21 protein-coding genes and 1 pseudogene are annotated in these 23,103 nt (G+C 54.4%); 21 read left to right on the top strand and 1 reads right to left on the bottom strand.

All coding sequences use genetic code 11. The features are described from left to right. Positions 1-13: 13 nt before the first annotated feature. From J2Z70_RS16745 to ilvB, 8 genes are all read left to right on the top strand, one after another. Positions 14-472: a GAF domain-containing protein gene (locus J2Z70_RS16745; protein WP_209875086.1), complete on the top strand. Its 459-nt coding sequence runs from the start codon at positions 14-16 to the stop codon at positions 470-472. Continuing rightward, positions 472-1,515: a sensor histidine kinase gene (locus tag J2Z70_RS16750; RefSeq protein ID WP_245368291.1), complete on the top strand. Its 1,044-nt coding sequence runs from the start codon at positions 472-474 to the stop codon at positions 1,513-1,515. Before J2Z70_RS16745 ends, J2Z70_RS16750 begins: the two co-directional genes overlap by 1 nt. A gap of 28 nt (positions 1,516-1,543) precedes the next feature. Further along, positions 1,544-2,191, top strand: a complete 648-nt coding sequence (locus J2Z70_RS16755) for a response regulator transcription factor (protein ID WP_036691001.1) — start codon at positions 1,544-1,546, stop codon at positions 2,189-2,191. A gap of 23 nt (positions 2,192-2,214) precedes the next feature. Beyond that, complete coding sequence (locus J2Z70_RS16760; RefSeq protein WP_209875089.1) at positions 2,215-2,742, top strand: hemerythrin domain-containing protein; 528 nt, start codon at positions 2,215-2,217, stop codon at positions 2,740-2,742. Between the two features lie 483 nt (positions 2,743-3,225). Beyond that, the gene (locus tag J2Z70_RS16765) at positions 3,226-4,716 is read left to right on the top strand and encodes an MFS transporter (RefSeq protein ID WP_209875091.1); all 1,491 of its coding nucleotides are present in this window, start codon (positions 3,226-3,228) and stop codon (positions 4,714-4,716) included. A 42-nt stretch (positions 4,717-4,758) separates the two neighbouring features. Beyond that, on the top strand, positions 4,759-6,009 hold the full coding sequence (locus J2Z70_RS16770; protein ID WP_209875223.1) for a molybdopterin molybdotransferase MoeA: 1,251 nt from the start codon (positions 4,759-4,761) through the stop codon (positions 6,007-6,009). A gap of 32 nt (positions 6,010-6,041) precedes the next feature. After that, positions 6,042-7,058: a GTP 3',8-cyclase MoaA gene (gene moaA, locus J2Z70_RS16775; protein WP_209875094.1), complete on the top strand. Its 1,017-nt coding sequence runs from the start codon at positions 6,042-6,044 to the stop codon at positions 7,056-7,058. A gap of 28 nt (positions 7,059-7,086) precedes the next feature. Further along, on the top strand, positions 7,087-8,763 hold the full coding sequence (gene ilvB / locus J2Z70_RS16780) for a biosynthetic-type acetolactate synthase large subunit (protein WP_209875097.1): 1,677 nt from the start codon (positions 7,087-7,089) through the stop codon (positions 8,761-8,763). An 84-nt stretch (positions 8,764-8,847) separates the two neighbouring features. Here the strand turns inward: ilvB and J2Z70_RS16785 are convergent, their stop codons facing one another. Continuing rightward, the gene (locus J2Z70_RS16785; protein ID WP_209875101.1) at positions 8,848-9,561 is read right to left on the bottom strand and encodes a YwiC-like family protein; all 714 of its coding nucleotides are present in this window, start codon (positions 9,559-9,561) and stop codon (positions 8,848-8,850) included. Positions 9,562-9,760: 199 nt separating this feature from the next. Here J2Z70_RS16785 and mobB point away from each other — a divergent pair, with 199 nt between their 5' ends. From mobB to J2Z70_RS16845, 13 genes and pseudogenes are all read left to right on the top strand, one after another. Further along, positions 9,761-10,327 carry a molybdopterin-guanine dinucleotide biosynthesis protein B gene (gene mobB, locus J2Z70_RS16790; protein ID WP_245368306.1) on the top strand — a complete coding sequence of 189 codons (567 nt, stop codon included), beginning with the start codon at positions 9,761-9,763 and terminating at the stop codon, positions 10,325-10,327. Between the two features lie 21 nt (positions 10,328-10,348). Continuing rightward, positions 10,349-10,795: pseudogene (mobA, locus tag J2Z70_RS33310) on the top strand (molybdenum cofactor guanylyltransferase); the annotation flags it as partial. Positions 10,796-10,963: 168 nt separating this feature from the next. Continuing rightward, positions 10,964-11,449, top strand: a complete 486-nt coding sequence (locus J2Z70_RS33315) for a molybdenum cofactor biosynthesis protein MoaE (RefSeq protein WP_245368307.1) — start codon at positions 10,964-10,966, stop codon at positions 11,447-11,449. 50 nt (positions 11,450-11,499) lie between these two features. After that, positions 11,500-12,207, top strand: a complete 708-nt coding sequence (locus J2Z70_RS16800) for a DNA alkylation repair protein (protein ID WP_209875110.1) — start codon at positions 11,500-11,502, stop codon at positions 12,205-12,207. Between the two features lie 107 nt (positions 12,208-12,314). Then, on the top strand, positions 12,315-12,806 hold the full coding sequence (locus tag J2Z70_RS16805) for a pyridoxamine 5'-phosphate oxidase family protein (protein WP_036725832.1): 492 nt from the start codon (positions 12,315-12,317) through the stop codon (positions 12,804-12,806). A 173-nt stretch (positions 12,807-12,979) separates the two neighbouring features. Further along, positions 12,980-13,537, top strand: a complete 558-nt coding sequence (locus J2Z70_RS16810) for an RNA polymerase sigma factor (RefSeq protein WP_235191889.1) — start codon at positions 12,980-12,982, stop codon at positions 13,535-13,537. Continuing rightward, positions 13,519-14,703 carry a hypothetical protein gene (locus J2Z70_RS16815; protein ID WP_209875116.1) on the top strand — a complete coding sequence of 395 codons (1,185 nt, stop codon included), beginning with the start codon at positions 13,519-13,521 and terminating at the stop codon, positions 14,701-14,703. The genes J2Z70_RS16810 and J2Z70_RS16815 overlap by 19 nt, the downstream gene beginning before the upstream one ends. Before the next feature lie 201 nt (positions 14,704-14,904). Continuing rightward, on the top strand, positions 14,905-16,254 hold the full coding sequence (locus tag J2Z70_RS16820; protein WP_036725829.1) for an ABC transporter substrate-binding protein: 1,350 nt from the start codon (positions 14,905-14,907) through the stop codon (positions 16,252-16,254). A gap of 175 nt (positions 16,255-16,429) precedes the next feature. Continuing rightward, positions 16,430-17,392: a carbohydrate ABC transporter permease gene (locus tag J2Z70_RS16825; protein WP_036725828.1), complete on the top strand. Its 963-nt coding sequence runs from the start codon at positions 16,430-16,432 to the stop codon at positions 17,390-17,392. Then, positions 17,389-18,234: a carbohydrate ABC transporter permease gene (locus tag J2Z70_RS16830; protein ID WP_209875118.1), complete on the top strand. Its 846-nt coding sequence runs from the start codon at positions 17,389-17,391 to the stop codon at positions 18,232-18,234. Before J2Z70_RS16825 ends, J2Z70_RS16830 begins: the two co-directional genes overlap by 4 nt. Positions 18,235-18,434: 200 nt before the next feature. Continuing rightward, positions 18,435-20,198: a sensor histidine kinase gene (locus J2Z70_RS16835; protein ID WP_209875121.1), complete on the top strand. Its 1,764-nt coding sequence runs from the start codon at positions 18,435-18,437 to the stop codon at positions 20,196-20,198. A 43-nt stretch (positions 20,199-20,241) separates the two neighbouring features. Beyond that, positions 20,242-21,846: a response regulator transcription factor gene (locus J2Z70_RS16840; RefSeq protein ID WP_036725823.1), complete on the top strand. Its 1,605-nt coding sequence runs from the start codon at positions 20,242-20,244 to the stop codon at positions 21,844-21,846. A gap of 46 nt (positions 21,847-21,892) precedes the next feature. Continuing rightward, positions 21,893-23,041, top strand: coding sequence for a Gfo/Idh/MocA family protein (locus J2Z70_RS16845; protein WP_342593020.1), 1,149 nt, complete (start codon positions 21,893-21,895; stop codon positions 23,039-23,041). Positions 23,042-23,103: the final 62 nt, after the last annotated feature.

The following is a 23,103-nucleotide window of genomic DNA, read 5'->3' on the forward strand; positions in this document are numbered from 1 at the left end:
AGGAGAGAAAGCGATGATGAGTAAGGTGGATTACCAGACCCGGCTGGACCAGATTCGCGCGGCGCTGGGATATGACTTCATGTCGCTGGCGTTCGCCGAACCGGCGGAGTATGACTATGCGATCCGCTGGAAATACGCCTCAGGCAATATAAGTGACCGGTACAAACGGATTGTGCTGCAATCCGGCAGAGGGATTGCCGGCATCGTGTTCAAGACCGGTAAGCCGTTCCTGATCCCTTCGGTGAAGCTTATGGTGAAGCCCGACAGCCTGTTCAATTATCCCATCACCAAGATGGAGAATCTGAACAGCATCGGGGCGGTGCCGATGTGGAATGATGCCCGCGTGGCAGGCGTGCTTCTCGGCGGCTTCAGAGGGGACCGGCAGGTGACCGCTGAGATGCTGCGTGACCTGGAAGCGACGGCGCGGGGCGGCATTGGAGACTTGGACGGGAAGGAATTGTTGCTCAGTTGATGAACCCCGCTACGGATTTGCGCAGTGAGCTAATGACGAAGCTGTTCGAGAACAGCTCGGAGGCGATGTTCTTTTTTGACCGGCAAGGGAAAGCCCTGGCGATGAATCCGGCTGCCGAGACGATCGTCGACAAGGATATTCTAAGGCAGCTGTATCAGGGGAATCCTGAAGCGCTCTGCGGGACTTGCCGGGGATATACCAGCGAGACGGAGCTGCGGACCTGCCTGAATTGTTATTTTCACACCCCGGACTCGGAGGAGTTCACCTCTTATCAGGTCTATCTCGAGACCAGGGACAAGGGAATTGTGCCTTATGCCGCGACCTTTCACACAATAGATGAAGAGAACGGAATCCGGGTCTTTATGCTCAGGGACTTAACGAGACAGTTCAAGACGCAAGAGAAGTTCTACCAGAACAAGATGATGAAGCATATTATTGAAGCCCAGGAGAATGAACGCAAGCGGATCTCCCGCGAACTGCATGACAGCGTTGCGCAAGAGCTGATGAGTGCCGTGATTGATCTGCGTGTGCTGAAATATATGACAGCCGATGACGGCCTGCTGAAGAAAGTGAAGCAAACCGAAGTGTCGATGACCCGTCTGCTGAGTGATATCCGCAACCTGTCGGTGGAGCTTAGGCCGGCTGCCCTGGATGATTTCGGTCTGGAGGCGGCTTTCCGCTCCCACTTCAAGCGGGTGGAACAAACGTATGGACTCGTGATTGAGTATGAATCCCGGCTGACCGAGAAGAGGTACGGGAGTGAGATTGAGACGGTCATGTACCGGGTATGCCAGGAAGCGGTGCTGAATGCACTGAAGTATGCCCAGGTCGACAGTGTCAAGGTATCGCTGACCGAGAACGGCGGCATGCTGCAGCTGCTGATTCAGGATGAAGGGATCGGCTTCCATCTGGGCGATGAGCCTGCCGGAACAGGCTTGGGCTTGTTCGGGATGCAGGAGCGGGCGGAGCTGGTGGGCGGAATTTTCAGCGTGGATTCAGAGACCGGCAAGGGGACACGGATTATGCTGCAGGTTCCTGTATGATGGGCCGAAGGAAAGGAATGAGCTTCTGATGAAGATCGTCATTGCGGACGACCATGCGATCGTGCGCAGCGGATTCTCGATGATTCTTAATTTTCAGGATGATATTGAAGTGATCGGAGCAGCGGCGGACGGCAGGGAAGCCTACACCATGGTCGCCAAGCTCCGGCCGGATATCCTGATCATGGATTTAAGCATGCCTCCGGGGGAAAGCGGGCTGACCGCAACCGGCAAGATCAAGGAGGATTATCCCGACACCCGGATCCTGATTCTGACGATGCATGACGATGATGAATATCTCTTCCATGTCTTGAAGAACGGGGCCTCCGGGTATGTGCTCAAGAGTGCGCCGGATGAGGAGCTGCTGCTGGCCATCCGGACGATTTACGAAGGCGGTACTTATATTCATCCCAAGATGGCTACCTCGCTGGTCCGTGAGTTCATTAAGCAGGATAAGACCGGCGGGACGGAGGATCTGTTCGAGCTGCTGTCCAAGCGGGAGCTGGAGATTCTGCCGCTCATTGCCAAGGGATACGGGAATAAGGAGATTGCCGAGAAGCTCTTTATTTCCGTGAAGACCGTGGAGGCCCACAAGGCCAAAATTATGGAGAAGCTTAACCTTAAAAGCCGGCCCGAGCTGGTCGAATACGCTTTGAGGAAAAAAATGCTGGATTTCTGACCGGCCACTGGAGGGTTAGCTGCATGCCGGAACATACAAACCTTAAGTTTACGCTGCCCGCGATGCGCATCCTTGAGAATGAACACCGCTATTTATCTTTTCTGATGGAGGAATGGCATGCCATTGTCCTCTGGTTTGAGCAGGAGCAGATTACGCTGGAAGCGGCAAGAGCACAGCTTGAGAAGCTGCGCCAGGCGGTGCTTGCGTTCGGCGTTCCGCTGAAGCGGCACACGGAGAAGGAAGAGACGTATTTCTTCCCGCTGCTGGGCCAGTATATCGGCTTCGACCAGGGCCCGCTGGCAGGCATCCAGGAGGAGCACCGCGAGATTGACGGGTACATCGGGCATTTCCTGCATCACTCTGAGGGAGATATCGGCCAGATGACGCTCGCAGCTATCCGTTCAGCGGTGCATGATGCGGGAGAGGCCTTCGAGGTGCTGACGGTCCATTTTGTCAAAGAAGAGACCGTAATCTTCCCGATGGGCGAGAACCAGCTGAGTCCGAAGGACAAGGAACGGCTAGGCGGACAGTTAAATACGCTGATTACGTGAAAAAAACAGCCGCTCCAATTCCAACTGGGGCGGCTTTTTGATACTTTTGTAATAGAAGAATTTACACTTTTTCAATTGATGTCCAGTATGGACTGCTTTTCAGCCGGAGCATCTTTATCTGTGTAAGGATTCATTATGATCTCAGTCAATAGGTTTATTATATCATGGCAGAATTACGCGTTGTAGACAAAATCAGTCTTTTTGTATACATATAATGCTATTCTGTCCCTAAAACTCTGTAACGCATACAGTGAATTGGGCGGCGTTATTTTTTACAAGAATTTATATGTTTTGGGGTCCCCGCAAAGTACCTGAGTCACCACCTACGCTAAAGCCCCACTCTGTGGGGTTATTTTAGGGTTTACCCTGTCAGGGAAAGGGGACTCCCCTATATCTGAGCCGGGGGACGGCGGATACAATGAGTACAGGAAGTATCGATTACAGGAAATCATCACAAGAAAAAACGGCGAAAAGGTGAAACGAATGATTAAAAAAATGCAATTGCCGCTGCAAACCTTAAACTTGATTACCGGATTCATGGTGTGGGTGATTATCTCTTCGCTGATGCCCTTTATCTCGGAGGATATCAGCATTCCTTCCGGGCGGCTGGCGATGGTCACGGCGATTCCGGTCGTGCTTGGCTCGATTCTGAGAATTCCGCTGGGCTATTATGCGAATATTCTGGGGGCACGGATTATTTTTATGTCCAGCTTCGTGCTGCTGCTGTTCCCGGTCTACTTCATCAGTGTGGCTTCAACCGTAACCCATCTGATTATCGGCGGCCTGTTCCTGGGTGTCGGCGGTGCGGTTTTCTCCGTAGGGGTAACCTCTCTGCCGAAGTACTATCCGAAGGAGAAGCATGGTCTGGTTAACGGTATCTATGGGATCGGGAATCTCGGTACAGCGGTTACGACCTTCTCAGCGCCAATCCTGGCAGCACAGTTCGGCTGGCAGACTGCGGTCAAAATGTATCTGATTCTGCTGCTGGTATTCATCGCCCTCAACTTCTTCTTCGGAGACCGTCAGGAGCCTAAGCTCCGCACTCCGATTATTGAACAGATCAAGGGCGTGTCCAGGAACGAGAAGCTGTGGCTGTTCTCCCTGTTCTATTTCATTACCTTTGGCTCCTTCGTAGCCTTTACCATTTATCTGCCGAATTTTCTGGTATCCAGCTTTGGTCTGGAAAAAGTGGACGCCGGGATGCGCACCGCCGGCTTCATCGCAGTAGCGACCTTCTTCCGTCCGATCGGCGGCTGGCTAGCCGACAAATTCCAGCCTTTGTTCTTACTGATCTTCACCTTCAGTATATATACGGTGGCTGCCATTATTCTGGCATTCATGCCGGACATGGGCCTGTATACGGCAGGCTGCCTGGCGATTGCGGTAAGTGCCGGAATCGGCAACGGTGTTATTTTCAAGCTGGTACCGTTGTACTTCAATAAGCAGGCGGGGATTGCCAACGGGGTCGTGTCGATGATGGGTGGTCTGGGCGGATTCTTCCCTCCGATTATGCTATCGGTGATTCATGCGGCAACCGGACAATATTCCATCGGCTTCATGCTGCTGTCCCAGGTGGCGCTGGCCAGTCTGGTGCTTGTGGTGTGGCTGTACTTCCAGGACCGGCTTGCTCTCACCTCTGAGGTGTTCAATTCAACCGGCCAGGGGATTCTGGTTACGGATGTGTCCGGCCACATCAAGACGGTCAATCCGGCGTTCACGAAGCTTACCGGCTACACCGAAGAAGAGGTGCTGGGCAAACAGCCAAGCCTGCTGAAATCCGGCCGCCAGCCGAAGGACTTTTACCGCGTGATGTGGGGTGAGGTCAAGTCAAAGGGCATGTGGCAGGGCGAGATCTGGAACAAGCGCAAGAATGGGGAAGAATACCTGCAGTGGCTGAATATCAGCGCTGTGAAGGATGAGACCGGTGAAGATGTCCGGTATGTAGGCACCTTCAGCGATATTACACAGAAATAAACGGATGAACGGATGCTCAGTCCGGCACCCGGTGAGGAGCAGATGAAGGTGGAGAAGACCAGAACCCCGGTTACTGTAGCGGAAGCTGTACAGCGGGTAACCGGAAGAGTATGCCGCACAGGGACGGAGACTGTTCCGCTTCATGCAAGCTATGGACGTATTCTGGCCGGGCCGCTCACCGCTACCCATGATGTACCGCATTTCACCCGTTCCCCGTATGACGGCTATGCCATCGCTTCAAGGGATTCGGCCGGTGCTTCCGGCAGTAACCGGGTCAGCTTCACTGTGGTGGATCATATTGGGGCAGGGGAAGTCTCGCAGGCTGTGATCGGCCCTGGCGAAGCGGTACGGCTGATGACGGGGGCAGCACTGCCTGCCGGGGCAGATGCGGTAGTCATGTTTGAACAAGCAGTCTCCGCGGGGCAGACGTTTACGATCCGCAAAGCGTTTGCGCCGCAGGAGAATCTGTCCCTGCAAGGGGAGGATATGCAGGCGGGTGAGACTGTCATTCCGGCAGGCAGCTTCATTCATCCCGGGGTTGTGGCGCTGCTTGCTACCTTCGGCTACGGGGAGGTTAAGGCAGGGAAGCGGCCGGTGGTGGGGATTCTATCCACGGGCACCGAGCTGCTGGCTGTGACAGAACCGCTCGCTCCCGGCAAAATCCGTAACAGCAACGGGCCGATGATTGCCGCCCAGCTCGCCCGGATGGGCATTCCGTACCGGATCTATGATACGGCAGCAGACCGACTGGAAGTATGCCTGCAGACCGTCCGCCAGGCGCTTGCTGAGACCGACTGTCTGATCACGACGGGCGGAGTGTCAGTGGGCGATTTTGACTACCTGCCGGATATATACAAGCGCCTTGGAGCCGATGTGTTGTTCAACAAGGTAGCGATGCGTCCAGGCAGTGTGACTACAGTGGCAGTGGCCGGGGACCAATTCCTGTTTGGACTGTCCGGCAATCCGTCGGCTTGCTTCACCGGCTTCGAGCTGTTCGTAAGACCTGCCCTGCTTAAGATGATGGGGGCGGACCATTTGTATCTGCCGCGTACGACAGCCGTGCTGGCGGAGGATTTCGCCAAGGCGAACCCGTTCACCCGGTTCATCCGGGCGGTATATGACGGCACTACGGTACGGCCTGCCGGCTTCAACAAATCGAATGCTGTCTCGTCCATCGCACGCGGCAATTCCCTGATTGTGCTGCCGGGCGGAACAAGAGGCTTCGCCGCAGGAGATCAGGTGGATGTCCTGCTGCTCGGGGTTGAAGAGGGCATGAATGATTGGGTGCTGTAAGGCTAAGTGTACGGGAAGGGAGATAGACGCACATGAATTATCATCCACTGCAGGATCAGCTGCGGCGGCCTATCCACGATTTGCGGATTTCGGTCACGGACCGGTGTAATTTCCGCTGCTCCTACTGCATGCCGAAGGAGATATTCGGTGACGATTATGCCTTTCTTCCATCCGGTGAGCTGCTCACCTTCGAAGAGATCAGCCGGCTGGCGGGGCTGTTCGTCTCGCTTGGCGTCAGCAAGATCCGCCTGACCGGGGGCGAGCCGCTGATGCGCCGCCATCTGCCGGAGCTGGTTACCAAGATCTCCGCCATTCGCGGTGTAGAGGATATGGGACTGACGACGAACGGAGTTCTGCTGGGCGGACAGGCAGCGCCGCTGTATGCTGCAGGCCTGCGCAGGCTGAATGTCAGCCTGGATGCGCTGGAGCCGGGGCTGTTCGGCAGAATGAACGGACGCGGCTTCAGGCCGGGAATGATTCTGGATGCTATAGATCAGGCGGCAGCCGCCGGGTTCGAGGTCAAGGTAAATATGGTTGTCCAGCGGGGCGTGAACGAATCTGAGATTCTTCCTATGGCCGCCTACTTCAAGAAGCGGAAGATCACGCTGCGCTTCATCGAGTTCATGGATGTCGGCAACGATAACGGCTGGAGCTATGATAAGGTCGTCACCAAGCAAGAAATCCTGCGGCAGCTGCAAAGCGTCTATACACTGGAAGCTCTTGAGCAGAATTACAGCGGCGAGGTCGCGCAGCGCTACGGCTATCTTGGCAGTCCGGCTCAGATCGGCTTCATCACTTCCGTGTCCGAATCCTTCTGTTCCACCTGCTCGCGTGCCCGGCTGTCTTCTGACGGTAAGCTGTATACCTGCCTGTTTGCCTCTAAGGGCTTCGACCTTAGGGCCATGCTGCGCGGCGGGGCTGGCGATGAGGAGCTGCTGGCAGCAATTAAGCAGGTATGGGAGCAGCGCAGCGACCGTTATTCCGATGAGCGGACGGAAGAGACCCGCAGAAGCAAGGCCAAGATTGGCATGTCCTATATTGGAGGATAATTCGTATGACAAGGGGCGAAGTGTAGCTATGAACGGAGCAGAACTGCTGATTGAGATGCTGATTGACAAAAAGGTGGAGACCCTGTTTGGCTACCCCGGCGGTGCCGTATTGCCTCTATATGATGCGCTCTATGATAATGACCGGATTCAGCATGTGTTGGTCCGTCATGAGCAGGCAGCGGTTCATGCCGCAGACGGATACGCCAGAGTTACGGGGCGTCCGGGGGTAGCGCTGGTGACCAGCGGCCCCGGAGCCACGAATGCGGTGACCGGAATCGCTACTGCGTTCATGGATTCTGTGCCGTTAATTGTGCTTACCGGACAGGTAGCCACTGACCTTATTGGTCTGGACAGCTTTCAGGAAGTGGATATCTACGGGATGACCATGCCGGTCACGAAGCATAATTATATCGTCAGAGACATTGCCGAGCTTCCCCGTGTCGTCCACGAAGCGTTCCATGTGGCGGTCACGGGAAGACCGGGCCCCGTCCTGATCGATCTGCCGAAGAACGTCATGAATGCGGAGTTCATTCCTGTCAGCGGAGCGGCCGCACCCGTCTCTCAGCCGGTGATCCGGGGATACGAGCCGAATCCGTCCATTGCTCCTGCGGACATTCAGCTTGCAGCAGAGCGGCTGAGCCGTGCAGAGCGGCCGCTGGTCCTGGTTGGTGGAGGCTGCATGGATGGAGAGACCCCTGCCTTATTACGGGAATTCGCGGAGCGGCATCACTTCCCTGTGGCTAGTACGCTGATGGGGATCGGGGCTTTCCCTTCCGGGCATCCCCTGCACTTGGGAATGGTCGGGATGCATGGAACGGTGGCGGCCAACCGTGCGCTGCAAGGCGCCGATGTCGTGTTATGTCTCGGGGTGCGGTTCAGCGACCGGGTAACGGGCAAGCGGAAGGCGTTCTCGCCGGGATCGTATAAAATACAAGTGGATCTGGATGCCTCAGAGCTGAACAAGAACATCCCCGTAGAGCTTGCGGTAAACGGCTCTTGTGAGCAGATGCTCAGAGGAATACTGGAACAAGTACATACAGCGGAGCATCCGCTCTGGGAGGAGCAGATTACGGTCTGGCGTCAGCGCAAGCCGAAGCCGGGCCGCGAACAAGACGCTAAGCTGACCCCGCAGGAAGTCATCCGCACCCTCCAAAAGGCTACCGCAGGCGATGCGGTGATTGCCACCGATGTCGGCCAGCATCAGATCTGGACGGCGACGCATTATGAATTCTCGGAAGCCCGCTCCTTCCTGACCTCCGGCGGGCTGGGGACGATGGGGTACGGCCTGCCTGCTGCGATTGGGGCGGCCGTTGCTTTTCCTGACCGCGATGTGGTGTGTATTACAGGGGACGGAAGCTTCCAGATGAATATGCAGGAGATTATGACCGCCGTGGATCACGGCCTGAATGTGAAGGTGGCAATCTTCAAGAACGGGTATCTGGGGATGGTACGGCAATGGCAGCAGCTATTTCTGGGCCGGCGTTATTCCTCGGTGCGGATCAGCTCGCCGGATTTCGTTGCCTTGGCCAAGTCCTTCGGCGCTCACGGGTTCCGGGCACGAACGCTGGCTGAAGCGGAGCAGATTATTGAACAGGCTCTGCATACGGAGGGCCTGGTCGTGATGGAATTCGATATCACCGAGGAGGATAATGTCTATCCCATTGTGCCGCCGGGCTCAAGCAATCAGGATATGATCGTAGAATAGGCAGGCAGACCCGAAGGAAGCTCCTCTCGCGCGGATTGGCGAAGGAGCTTCCTGGTTTTTGTCCAAATAAGTATGGTGGTGCTCCTAGAAATACAGCAACAGCACAGACACATATAACATGACGGAGAAGCCGATCTCGATGATGCCGGTGTGCTTGGCGCTGATGCCTGTCCTCGGCAGAATGGCTGCCCGCAGCAGCAGAACCAGCAGCGGGACCAGCAGTGAAGGGAACAGGTACAGACCGGCTGCCGCGAACAGCAGATGATAGGCCACGGAGCCGTAATAGAAGCGGATATTGTTCCGCTCACGGATGACGGTTTTGACATAGAAGGCAGTTCCTGTGAAGTATAACACCGCCAGCACGAACAGCTCATTCACGGCCCTCCAGTTCTCCCCCTGCCCCACATAGTAGACCGGATAAATCACCAGGCAGAATGCCACAATAGCGGAGATGTCATTAAGCAAGGCGCGTTCATTCTTGATCCGGGCATAATAGAGGTTAATGGCGAATAACGGCAAGAGCAGCAGAACGAACCCTAGCAGCACGGGCTGGATAATCACCAGATAGAGGGCGAACGGAAGCAGCAGAAGCCCATATAATCTTAGCGGCTGGGCATAACGTGCGAACTTCCGGGTCTTCACCCCCTGCAAGAGCGGGAAGCTGAACAGATAGATCAGCAGCCAGCAGACAAACAGCGGAATATGTATGAACTGCCCCCTGGAAGCGGCGACGCCCAGCAGAAAAGGGAGAACGAGCATTGCCCAGGCGCCGTGCTGGTTGGGGATGTATTTTTTCATGCAGCAATAGACCTCCTTCACGGATATATCATGACATGTAAGCTGCCAGACTCTTTAACTATACTTGTATCCGGCGGGGAAGGCTGGTGATTTGAAGCACAGTGGCGACCAGTCAGGTGATTAGGCGGAGAATGGGGAGCGGCCGGAATAGTGTATAATCGAAAATAGATCTTCAAGCAGAGGAGCAGACACCGTGACTATGGAATCTCAGCATGCGGCGGTACAGCGTCCAGTTCCTGTACTGCAAATCGTCGGATACAAGAACAGCGGCAAAACAACCCTCGCCTGCCGGTTAATCGAGGCCTTGTCTGCGCAAGGATTACGGGTTGGCTCTGCCAAGCATGATGCCCACCTCTTCCAGCTGGATGATCCGGGAACGGATAGCAGCAAGCATCTTCTGCATGGTGCAGTGGAGACGGTATTGACCTCGCCGGAGGCAACAAGGGTCATGCGCAGATCTGCGGCTTCATTGAGGGAAATCGCCGAGTCGCTGCGCGGCAGAGTAGATATGGTAATTGCCGAGGGGTTCAAATCTGCAGATTATCCCAAGATCGCCCTCATTCGCCGCACTGAGGACCAGATAACGCTGCAAAAGGAAGCGACGAACATACGCCTGTGGTTAAGCTGGGAAGAGGCTACGGAACTACAGAGTGCAGCGTTTGCTTCCCGGATTAGCCCGGATAGTCCGCCGGTATTGCCTTGGCGGGATCAGGCGCTTGCGGATCAGGCGGTTATCGCACTGGCGCTGTCACTGCTTCAGTCCTAAATTCTGCTATAGGAGGTACCCATGGTGCTGACAGGTATTATACTGGCGGGCGGACAGAACTCCCGCATGCAGGGCCGCAATAAAGCCCTCCTGACCTATCACGGGGAAGCGTTCATTGTCCGGCAGGTGAGGGAACTGCAGACCTTGTGCTCCAGCGTGATTGTGGTGACGAACGATCCTGCCCCGTATCTGGAACGTCTTCCATCGGATGTTCTATATATACCGGATGTCTATGCCGGGCATGGGCCGCTGAGCGGGTTTCATGCCGCTTTTGCCCGCGTGGAGACGGACTATGCCTGGGTGGTAAGCTGTGACAGCCCCGATATATCAGCTCCGGCCGCCGCATGGATGCTTACCCGGCTGGAAGCAGGCGGTTATGATGCAGTTCTGCCGGTGATTGGCGGCAAGCATCAGATGCTGCATGGCGTATACCGGCCGCACCGGCTCTTGCCGGACATTACAGCAAGACTTGCGAACCGTGAGTACCGTCTGGGCGGTTTGTTAGAATCACTGCACTGGCTAGGGGTGGAACGGGACGAGCTGGCCAGCGCGGGATTAGAGGAAGATTTCGCAGCAGATATAGATACACCCGAGCAATATGAACAGCTGCTGCATCTATCGAAGGGAAGTGAGCGAATGGGCCATTCGTTATTTGAAATTACAGAGTCCGCGATTATACCCGCTGAGGTATCCGATAAAGTTCTGCGCAGAGAAGCCGGGGCGATTACCTTATTCATTGGGACGGTGCGTGAGTTCACACAAGGGAAGAAAACCTTGTATCTTGAATATGAAGCATACCCGTCCATGGCTGTAACGCAGCTGAAGCGCATCGGGCAGGAAGTGCTGGAGCGCTGGCCGGATACGAAGGTTGCAGTCACCCACCGGATCGGCAGGCTGGAGATTACCGATATTGCCGTGGTCATCGCAGTCTCCTCGCCCCACCGTAAGGCGGCCTATGAAGCGAATGAATATGTGATTGAGCGGATCAAGCAAATCGTCCCCATCTGGAAAAAAGAAACCGGCGAGGACGGCAAAGCGTGGATTGGCGACCAGCTGAATCAAAATGCCTACCCTGAGGGCCGTCCGCTGCTGCCGGATATTCCGGCGGAGGATGAGAGGTAGAGGGAAGTCCGACTTTTCATGAGAAGACTTGATTATAAGGAGGATTGCCCGTGGATGCAGAACAAGTGATGCAGGAGCTTGAAGCGCTTGGCAAGGAACGGACCAAGAGGATGTATACCGCAAACGGCGCACGGGAGCCGCTCTTTGGTGTGGCTACCGGTGCAATGAAGCCGATCTTCAAGCAAACCAAGATCGATCAGGCGCTGGCTGAGGAGCTGTATGCTACAGGTAATTATGATGCGATGTATTTTGCCGGGATCATTGCCGACCCGAACGGGATGACAGAAGCGGATTACAACCGCTGGATGGACGGGGCTTATTTCTATATGCTGTCTGATTTCGTGGTGGCTGTAACCTTGGCTGAAGCAGATATTGCCCAGCAGGTGGCGGATGAGTGGATCAGGAGCGGAGAGGATCTCCGGATGTCGGCAGGCTGGAGCTGTTACTGCTGGCTGCTGGGAAGCCGCCCCGATCAGGAGTTCCAGCGCGACAAGCTGGCCGGGATGCTGGAGCTTGTGGGTAAGACCATTCATGACTCCCCGGAGCGTACCCGGTACTCTATGAACAATTTTATGTATACCGTAGCCGTGTCCTATTTACCGCTGCATGATCTGGCATGTGAGACGGCGGAGCGGGTGGGTCCGGTCGAGGTGGACAAGGACAAGCCGAAGAGCAAGCTCATCAGCGCTTACGATAATATTATGAAGGCTGTCGGCAAAGGACGGACCGGCTTCAAACGCAAACATGTACGCTGCTGATTTCCCGGTTTTCACCGGCATCCGGTAATGCTTCGCCGTTTCTGGTTAATAAATGCTATGCATTTGGATAACCTATTCCCTATCCCGGAAGAAAAGAGGCGGTTAAGATGTCAACTACACACCATAGTCACGAGGAAGCCGTTGAGACGGTCCGCAAGCTGATCAAGGGTATTGATATGGCTATGCTTACCACGATTTCGGAGGAAGGGCTGGTCTCCCGGCCTATGAAGACGCAGGAGGTTGAATTCGACGGAGACTTGTGGTTCCTGACCAAGAAGGATACGAGCAAGTTCGGGGAGATACTGTATGACCCGCGTGTCAATGTCGTGTATGCCGACAAGTCCTATGTCTCCATCCGTGGAACGGCTGAGATTGTAACCGATGTAAGTAAGAAAAAAGAGTTTTGGAGTGCAGGGTACGAGGCGTTCCTGAAGACAAGCTATGATGACCCGAATGTCATTCTGATTAAAGTCCATGCCGAAGCGGCTGAATACTGGAAGAGCGGTAACCTGGCCGAGAAGGCAGTATACATGTTCAAACGGATGACCGGCCAGGACACTGACAAGCTGAATCTGAATCAGACGGTCGAGCTGGAGTAGAGTAGACAGACAGACGGTTCTAGGAAGCCATAGGTTCATAGGTTCTGCAACGGAGAGATCAACAGAATTCATCTGTGGGTCTTTTTTTTTGCTGTGGAGCCGGGAAAAGATAATTGTCACATTACATACGGCTCATGTGTTATATCTATATGATTTGCAGAAAGGAGATTATCGTGGACCCTATCGAAGAGAAAATTAGAAGGATACAAGACGGGGAAGGAGGCCTGTACTCGGATGTGATCAGGCTGTACCAGCAACGGATTTACCTCTATTGTTACCGCTTGCTGAATAACAAGGAAGATGCGGAAGATGCGGTACAGGACATCCTGATCAAGGCCTACCAGAATATCGGGCAGTACAAGCCTCAGGCAGATTTCACCTCATGGCTCTACAAAATTGCTTATCATCACTGCCTGAACCTGCTGCGGCGGCAGAAATTCCAGCAGCAGGTGCGGAAGCTGCTCCGGCAGGAGGTTACGGAGAAAAGCGCAGAGCAAATAGCCCAGAACCGCCTGTTCAGCGAGCCGGTCTCGGCTGCTCTGGGGAAGCTGGATGTGGAGGACCGGAATTTATTGATCCTACGGATTTATGAAGATAAATCATTTGCGGAAATCAGTGAAATTCTGGGTGTGAGTACGGCTACCGTACGCAAAAGATATGAACGGACCAGGGAAAAACTTAAAAAAGCGATTGAGAGAAAGGAGAAACAATTATGGGCAAGCGTGAATTAACTCCAGAGGAGCAGTTTCTGAAGGAGGGAGACCGTTCAGCACATTGGAACACCGTTGATGTTCATGAACCAGTAATGAAGGCGCTCGGGCTTGAGGGGGCATTGACTGCTGAAGAAGACGAGACCCTGCTTCAGACCCTTCCGCCAAGCGGAGAGGCACCAAAAGTAATGCGCAGAATGGAAACAAGAACCGGGCGGAGACAGAAGCGGATTCCGGTGAAGGGCTGGGCGGCGGCGGTCCTGGCACTGGTCTTGCTGGGAGGCGTCTATACCCAATTCTCCGGTAAACTCCAGCAAGGAGCTGAAGCCCAGAGTTCGGGTGAAGTCCGGCAAGGGGCCGGAGCCCAGTATAAGGTGCTTCCGTATCAGCCGATTCCGGCGACGGCTTCCGGCGGAACGCTGATTGAGAAGGCGAAACAACCCTTGAAGCCTTATATTCCCAACGCAGAGCCGGGTATTGAGCATGAAGCCAACCAGAAGCTGAGTATTCTCTATAACCAGAAATATTCAAAGGGGGCAGCACTCATGAAGGAGCTGCTGCTTCCCGGAGAGTATGCCACCTATTTAATTACACGTGAAGGTGACGAGGGAGAGGGGAGTATGAACATGTATCGCCCGCCCCTCACGTTCAAGGACTATACCGCCTATAAGACCAGTGTAGAGGAGCACAACGCTCCGGTCCTGGAGCAGCCGGCGTATCTGCCGGAAGGGTATGCCCTGGACGAGGCAATCATTAAGCCTTCTTTGTTAAAAGTTCCGGAGGTGCAGGAGCTTAAAGGCGGAAACGAGAGAGACCTGGGAGACAACTTCCGGTTAGCCTGGAGAGTGGAGAAGGCGGAGAACATTGACTACCCGTATTCCTCACTGGTATACAAGAAGGGGGAGGTTCAGGTGAGAATCGGTGTCTCGCGTGTGGATGACAACCAAAACCCGGCAGATCCGCTCTCGTGGAGTGAACATACAAAGATGGAGAATATAGAGATCAAAGGCAGACAAGCTATTTTTTCGGATGACACGGACAACAAGGAGCTTGACTTGGGATTTAAGTACGAGTTAGTTTGGTCTGATCCGGGTGCAAAGGTTATCTATTCTGTGATCGCCGGCCAGGAGAATACGGAGCTAACGAAAGACGAGCTTATCGGTATTGCCGCCAGTATGATGAAATAAGTAACGCAGAGTTGACACTCAGGGCTGTTTCGCTATCTTAGGATAGCGGAGCAGCCTTTGAACGTTTTTTGCCGATCTGCAGGATGGCATATTCGTAAGATTTTATAAGAATTCGTGCATTGCTCTCCTATGAACTTCAATTCCATATTGTTACTATAGCAATGTAGCAAGAGAATACAGATGTATACAGGAGGGTTAAAGATGTTGAAATGGAAGCGTTCTCTTTCGGTCCTGGCGATGACAGCGATATTAGGTACACTGGCTGCCTGCGGCGGCGGAGGGAATAAAGTAAACAATGCAGGAGGGGCTACAGAAGCACCTGCCAGCACCAATGCTGCTGCGACGGCTGCTGCAACTGATGCACCAAGCACCAATGAGCCGGTCAAGCTGCGGATTATGTGGTGGGGCTCCCAGCCGCGTCACGAAGCTACCCTGGCGGCCCTGGAATTGTACACGAAGAATAATCCGAACGTAACCTTCGAGCCGGAGTATTCCGGTATGGACGGTTATCTGGACAAATTATCCACGCAGGCTGCGGCCAACAACGCACCTGATGTTGTTCAGCTTGACCCGGGCTGGATGCCGGACTGGATGGCCCGCCAGCAGCTGGCCGACCTGGCTCCTGAGGTGGATGTAAGCAAATTCGACGCGAAGCTGCTGTCAGGCGGCCAATTGGACGGCAAGCAGTATGCCGTTCCGCTCGGCTCGGTGGCCTTCGGTATGGTATATGATAAAGCCGCTATGGATAAGCTGGGCATTGCGAATCCGGCTAACGGCTGGACCTGGGATGAGTTCTTCGCCCTGGCGAAGGAATCCAAGTCCAAGCTGCCGAAGGGACAGTATTTCACCCTCGACTATGCAGGTAACTATTTCATGTACTCGGCGTATCAGTATGCCAGAGGCAAAGGGCAGGTTATCACAGATGACGGTCACTTCAACGTGGATGAAGCCACTTATCTGGACTGGACCCGCAAGTTCGAAGAGCTCCGCAAGGAAGGGCTTGTTCCTCCGGCGGATGTGAATGCCTCCGATAAGGAGAATGATCCGCAAATGGATCTGCTCGCAGCAGGCAAGGTGCTGTTCCGTTACAGCTTCTCCAACAATCTGGGAACCTGGGACAGCATTAAGCCGGGAGCCTACGCACTTGTAACCATGCCGCGTGCCGAAGAGGCCGGAGGCTGGCTGAAGCCGTCGATGTACATGGCGGTCTCCAAGAACTCCAAGCATGCTGAAGAAGCCAAGAAATTCATCAACTGGTTCGTGAATGATGCTGAGGCTGCCCAAATCACCAAGACCTTCCGCGGCCTCCCGGCCAATAAGGATAACGCCGCTCTGCTGGAAGCTAATATGAGCGATCTGGATAAGGTAGGCTTGGCTCTGCTCCGTGCTACGGAGCCGGATGGCCAGACCTGGTCGGCCGGAGCCGGCGGCTGGACGAACTTCGTGGATAAAGACTGGGTACTGGTCCGTGACCAGCTCAGCTTCGGTAAATCCACACCGGAAGAGGCGTTCAAGCAGCTGAAGGAAGCCTCGCTATCCTACGAGAAATAAGGTATGAACTGTAAGCCCGGGACAGCAATGTTCCGGGCTTTATCTTTTTAAAAGATAAGAATGTACGAATTAATCGTTATATTTTGAAAGAATTCGAGCATTGCCCTCCTTTAGCCAAAGTGCGGGCCAATACTATACTTAAGCTATACAAATTGACCACAAGAGGTGACCACAGATGAACCGCTCCACAACCACTTTAGCCCAAGCCTCGCCAGCGCCGAAAAAAAGCTCCTATTTCAAAAGCCGGTGGAACGCTCCGCTTGCAGGCTATTTGTTTATTTCGCCCTGGCTGATCGGGTTCCTGGTACTGACGGCGTATCCGTTGTTCTTATCCCTGTATTATTCGTTTACCGACTACACCCTGATGCAGCCGATGAAATGGATCGGGTCCCGCAATTACGAACGGATTTTCACCGCAGACCCCAAATTCATTCAATCCGCCAAAGTCACAGTCATGTATGTGCTGGCCTCCGTGCCCCTTAAGCTGATTGCGGCCCTGCTCGTGGCCATGGTACTCAGCAGAGCGGTCAGAGGGATCAGCGTCTACCGCACAGCGATCTATTTCCCTTCTCTAATCGGAGGCAGTATCGGGGTATCGCTGCTCTGGCGTAACATCTTCGGGGTAGACGGGATTTTTAACAAGCTGATTGCCGTCTTCGGCATCGAAGGGAAAAGCTGGATTACCAACCCGGACACCGCGCTTAGCACACTGATTCTGCTCACGGTCTGGCAATTCGGCTCCACCATGGTTATCTTCCTGGCAGGGCTGAAGCAGATTCCCAATGACTTGTATGAAGCTTCCTCGGTAGACGGGGCGAACAGGTTCATTCAATTCTTCCGCATTACACTGCCTATGCTGTCGCCGATTCTCTACTTCAACCTGATTATGGCCGTGATCAACGCCTTCCAAATGTTCACCTCGGCCTTCGTGATTACGAATGGCGGACCGATGAACGCTACATATGTATATGCCATGTATTTGTACGAACGGGCCTTCAGCCGGTACGAGCTGGGCTACGCTTCTGCATTGGCCTGGATTATGCTGGTCGCCATTGTGGCCGCAACACTTCTGATCTCTTACACCTCGAAGTACTGGGTATTCTATGAGACTGACACTGGAGGGAAAAAACGCAAATGACAACTTTGAATTGGAAGCCTGCACTCCGGCATGTGTTCATGATTCTCTTCAGCTTCCTCATGGTCTATCCGATTGTCTGGTGGATCGGAGCCTCGCTGAAGGACAGCACCGAGCTGAGTTCACCGGGAATCTTCCCGTCCGTTCCGCAATGGGAGAACTTCACCAAAGGCTGGAACTCGGTGCCCGGACATACATTCACTGATTTCTACCTTAACACCTTCTGGCTGGAAATTATGGTGCTGATCGCAACGCTTCTATCTACTACACTGGTTGCTTTCGGATTCGCCAGACTGGATTTTCCGCTGAAGAAATTCTGGTTCTCGATTCTGATGCTGACGCTGATGATGCCGGGCCAGGTGCTGATTATTCCCCAGTATGCCTTGTTCCATCAGCTGGGCTGGGTGAACACGTATTTGCCGTTTGTCGTTCCCCATTTGCTGGCGGGCGGGGCCGGCGGAAGCTTCTTCGTCTTCCTGCTGATCCAGTTCATCCGCGGCGTGCCCAAGGAGCTGGACGAATCGGCCAAAATCGACGGCTGCTCCTGGTTCGGGATTTTCTGGAGAGTGGTCATGCCGCTCGCCTTCCCGGCGGTCGTTACGGTGACGATCTTCTGCTTCCTGTGGAACTGGGATGACTTCCTGGGACACCTCCTGTACATCAACACGGTAGACAAATACACGGTGGGACTTGCGCTGCGCATGATTAATGACTCCCAGTCTGCAGCCGAGTGGGGCCAGCTTCTGGCCATGTCGCTTGTCTCTATTGTTCCGGCAACGCTTGTGTTCACCTTCCTGCAAAAGTATTTCGTGGACGGGATTGCGACAACAGGAATAAAGGGATAAGATGCAAGTGGAAACGACTTTGCCGTCCTTTTAAAGGGCGGTACCGTTTCAGCGAGAAATAGAAGGATAAGTTATCGTGTGAAACAGATAAATTCTTATATTTTTAAAAAACATCCGTCCGATAACGGTAAAGCGCCTGAGCCTTATTCGACGCTTTACCGTTTATTTCGTATGAAGCGGAGGCGAAGGAAGGGGATCGCTTGACCAATCCTTTTAAAAAGTACAGGATCGACCGTCTGTTTTTTCACAGCTTTGCCATTATAATTATTCTGGTGATAGCGGTAACGGCTTGGACCAGCTACAGCAACTCCTCCAAGGCTCTTGTACAGACCACCTCCCATTATCAGCAGCGGCTGCTGGATGAGTTGAACAATGAGATTACCACCCGGCTCGATATGATTGAGCAGATCTCACTGTCCACCTCCCGGGACAACGAGCTGACGACCTTTCTGCTGAACAGGCAGGATGATTTCGAGCGGTACCGCAAGCGTGTAAGCGTTGAGAGTGCGCTTGGCAATTTGACCTATGCCATTCCGTTGATTCAGGGGATTGACCTGTATATGGATGAGCCGATGCCGAGCGACGGCCAGAGCTATATCCAATTCCGGAATATTCGCGATCTGGATAAGCAGTCCTGGGCCAGGAATCTGGTGAAAAGCGATTTCGCCTGGTCGGGAGAACATTCCATTCCCAGTGTGCAGGGAGACATTCCGGTGCTTAGCTTCGCCCGGAAAATCATGAACGAGAACGACTATCTCGGTGTGCTTGTCGTTCATATTAAAGCCAGGGAAATCCGTGCGCTGCTGACCGGCAACTCCTCCGGGTCGAACCGGATCATGGCGGACAGCGCCGGCAAGCAGATTCTGAGTATCGGGGAGACGCTGGAGCAGAGCGAGTGGTCGAAATGGATCGACCTCAAGAGCAACAAATCCGGCTATGTCCACATTCCCGGCGATAAGGATACCGGCAATACGCTGCTGGTCTACTCCAGAATGGGTAATTCCATCTGGACGCTGATTGAGTTCACCTCCTGGAAGCAGATTACGGCAAGCAGTCTGGAGCTGGCGGAATGGATCGGGCTGATCGGAATTGGAGCGATTCTGCTGGTCCTGCTATTGACGCACTATCTGAGCAGGCAATTCTCCAAGCCCATTAAGCAGCTTGTAAGCGCTATGAGAATATATTCAGTCGGCGGGCACAAGGAGGAGCTGCCAAGCGACTACGAGAATGAATTCGGTTATTTATTCTCCGGCTACCGCAAGCAGACCGAGCGTATCGAGGAGCTGTACCTGTCGCTGGAGCGGCGGTACGAGCAGCAGCGCAAAGCGGAGATTGAGGCCTTGCAGGCCAATATCAATCCCCATTTTCTCTACAATATGCTGGACCAGCTCAACTGGATGGCGATTGAGGCCGGACAGGATGAGCTGAGCCGGATTCTGGAGCTGATGGGCCAGATGTTCAGGATCGGCTTATCCAACGGGGCAAGCTTCATTATGGTATCGGAGGAATTGCAGCATATCCAGTGTTATCTCGAAATCCAGCAGCTCCGCTGGGGCGACGGCCTGGAGTACACGATCGAGGTGGAACCGGGGCTTCAGGAGGCTTATCTTCCCAAGCTCACCCTGCAGCCGTTCGTGGAGAATTCCATTGTACACGGCTTCAATAAGCAGCGCAGCGGCCATGTCTCGATCTCCTTAACTAAGGTAGAGGAGACGCTGCAGATTATAATTGATGATAACGGGGCAGGCCTGAAGCAGCCGGAGGCGCGGACGCACAGGCGGCATACCGGCGGCTATGGCATACGGAATGTGAGAGAGCGGATTGCCGGATATTTCGGAAATGACTACGGGGTTACACTGAGTGAACGTGAAGAGGGAGGGACCCGGGTAGAGATTGTTCTGCCGCTGCTCACAGAGGCTCCGGCACAGATACTGACTGCTTCTCTCGCTGCGAAGGAAGGCTGAGGACGGCTGCTGCGGGCCAGAGAAGTTTAAGGAGGCAGACATGATGTGGAAGATCGCTATTATTGACGATGAGCGCCAGGTACTTCAGGGGATGAAACGGGCGATTCCATGGGAGGAGCTGGGTGCGGAATGGGCCGGTGAGGCGCTGAACGGGGAGGACGGTCTGGCGATGATCCGGGCAACCAGCCCGGACATTGTAATCACAGATATCTATATGCCGGTGATGAGCGGCCTGGAGATGATGGAGCAATTAAGGAACGAGGGCTTCAAGGGCAAAATCATTATTCTAAGCGGTTATTCAGACTTCGAGCATGCCAGACAAGCCCTTCGGCTTCAGGTCAGTGACTATGTCTCCAAGCCGATCAGTCTGCCTACGCTTAGAACGATCCTGCACAAGGTTATTGCAGAGCTGCTCAGAGAGCAGGAGAAGGTGATCAGACAAGGCGAGCTGGAGCTGAAAATGATGCTGTATGAGCCTTTTGTCGAGAAGGAATGGGTCCGGTCCGCTGCGGTCGGCACCCTGGAGCCTTCGTACCGGAACAATTCCCATCTTCCGCCTTCGTATCATTACTGGCTGGAAGGCAGGCATGCAAGCATAGGGATCGAGCTGATCCGTGATGACCGGGCCAGCTCCTTCTCGGTCTCGGACTGGAATCTGCTGCGCTTCGCAGTCAGTAACATTGCCTGTGAGGTTACGCGCAAGCATTACGCTAATATGGAATACACCGAGCTGAACAGCTACCGGGCCTTGCTGATTATTCACCCCGAGGCAGAATGCACACAGCAGCTGGAGGAGCTGGGGACCCGGCTGGTCGACAGCATCCACTCGTATCTCAGGCTGGTAGTCCGCATAGGGATTGGAGGACTGAAGGATACATGGACGAAGATTCCAGAATCGACGGAGGAGGCGTTCCGCGCCATGGATCACGGAGCCTTACGGATCAGTCCGGCCTATGAGGTGTACTGCTACCGGGAGAGCCACAGCAGCGGGCAGGACCGTGGGGTGCTCTTCCCGGTGAAGTTCTCTTACAAGCTGGCCGCCGCGATGAAGGCTTCACAGGAGGCGGAGGCGCAGCAGCTTGTATACGGATACATTACCGAGCTGCAAGCGCAGCAAGGGGTCTCCGCCAGCTATGTGCAGATGCTCGGCAGCGAGCTATGGGGCATTATCACCTACTCCCTGTATGAGTCCGGATTCGTGCTCGATGATCTGTTCACCAATGACCAGATTGCCCAGGAGATCGGCAACCTGGCCATACCCGACCAGCTGGCAAGCTGGTTGTCCGCCAAAATCACAGCCATCTGTGCCAGCCGTCAATGGAAGGGCAGCAGTAAGCACCGGCAGGTCGTTGATTTCATGACGAACTACATTCATGAGCATTATGCCGAGGAGCTTACGCTGGCTGATCTGTCGGATAAAGTGTTCATCTCCCGGAATCATTTGTCGATTATTTTCAAGAACATTACCGGGGAGACCTTCAACAATTACCTGACCCGGGTACGGATTGAGAAGGCCAGGGAGCTGCTAATGGAACGCAATATGCTGGTCTATGAAGTGGCGGAGCGGGTTGGCTACAAGAACATTCCTTATTTCAGTACTCTATTTAAGAAGATCACCGGCATGAATCCCACGGAGCTGATCAAATGATGACACATATAATCCGCTAGAGACAAGTATGATGATAGAAGCCGCAATGACGAAGCAGGAACTTGCGGCTGAGCTGCATCAACATCAATGTGACATCGGGGAGGACAGGGGTATGCCCGTTAACTTCAGTATTATCGGCGGAGGGGGATTCCGCGCACAGTATTATTTACGAATTGCCCGGGTCTTGCCGGACCTGTTTCGGATCGGCGGCCTTGTAGTCAGGGACCGGGCCCAGGGACAGGCGATAGAAGCAGAGTGGGGCGTTCAGACATACCGTTCCCTTGACGAGCTGCTGCGGAGTGAGGACCCGGATTTTGCAGTGGTCTCTGTCGGCGGCGGGGCGGCAATGAACTATTTGTACCGGCTGGCAGAGATTGGCCTTCCGGCGCTGACAGAGACACCGCCTGCCTCCAGTCTGGAAGAGCTGGAGCAGCTGCATAAGGAGCTGACCGTGCACGGGGCCTGGGTACAGGTCGCAGAGCAGTACCCGTACCATCCGGTCCAGGAGGCGCGGCTATCATTGATCCGCTCCGGCAGGCTGGGCAGAATCACCGAGACGACGGTCTCGGTATCTCATCTGTATCATGGGGCAGCCCTGATGCGCAGGATGCTCGGCATCGGGTTCGAGGAGGCGGTCATCCGGGGGATGCGGTTCGACTCCAGCTGGGTTGGCGGACCAACCCGCAGCGGTCCTCCGGTTGAAGACAAGCTGATTCCGCTGCAGAGGGATCTGGCCTGGCTGGATTTCGGAGACCGGCTGGGCATTTACGATTTCACCAAGGACCAGCACCGCTCCTGGACGCGCGCGAATCATCTTAGCGTGCGCGGAGAGCGCGGGGAGATCTTCGACAACCGGGTGCTGATCCAACAGGAGAATCTGGTGCCTCTGCAAATGGAACTGAAGCGCATCAACCGTGGAGAACAGGAGAATGCCGAAGGCTATTACCTCCAAGGGATAATTTGTGGAGAGCAATGGCTGTATAACAACCCATTCGCCCCGGCTCGGCTGTACGATGACGAGCTCGCCATTGCGTCCTGTCTGGACAAGATGGCCCTCTATGCGGCTGGCGGCCCCGGCTTCTACGGACTGGAGGAAGCCTCGCAGGATGTATACCTCGGCAAGCTGATTGAGAAGGCCATTGAGTCCGGCGAAGCCGTAAGAGCAGAGCGGATGTGCTGGGCGGAGGGGAAGTAGGGTTGTGGCGGGAGTGTAGCTGCTGGTTATGCTGCTCGCATTCTGGCCCGGCTTGAGCTATT

The organism is Paenibacillus silagei, from assembly GCF_017874735.1.
Classification (GTDB): domain Bacteria; phylum Bacillota; class Bacilli; order Paenibacillales; family Paenibacillaceae; genus Paenibacillus_AQ; species Paenibacillus_AQ silagei.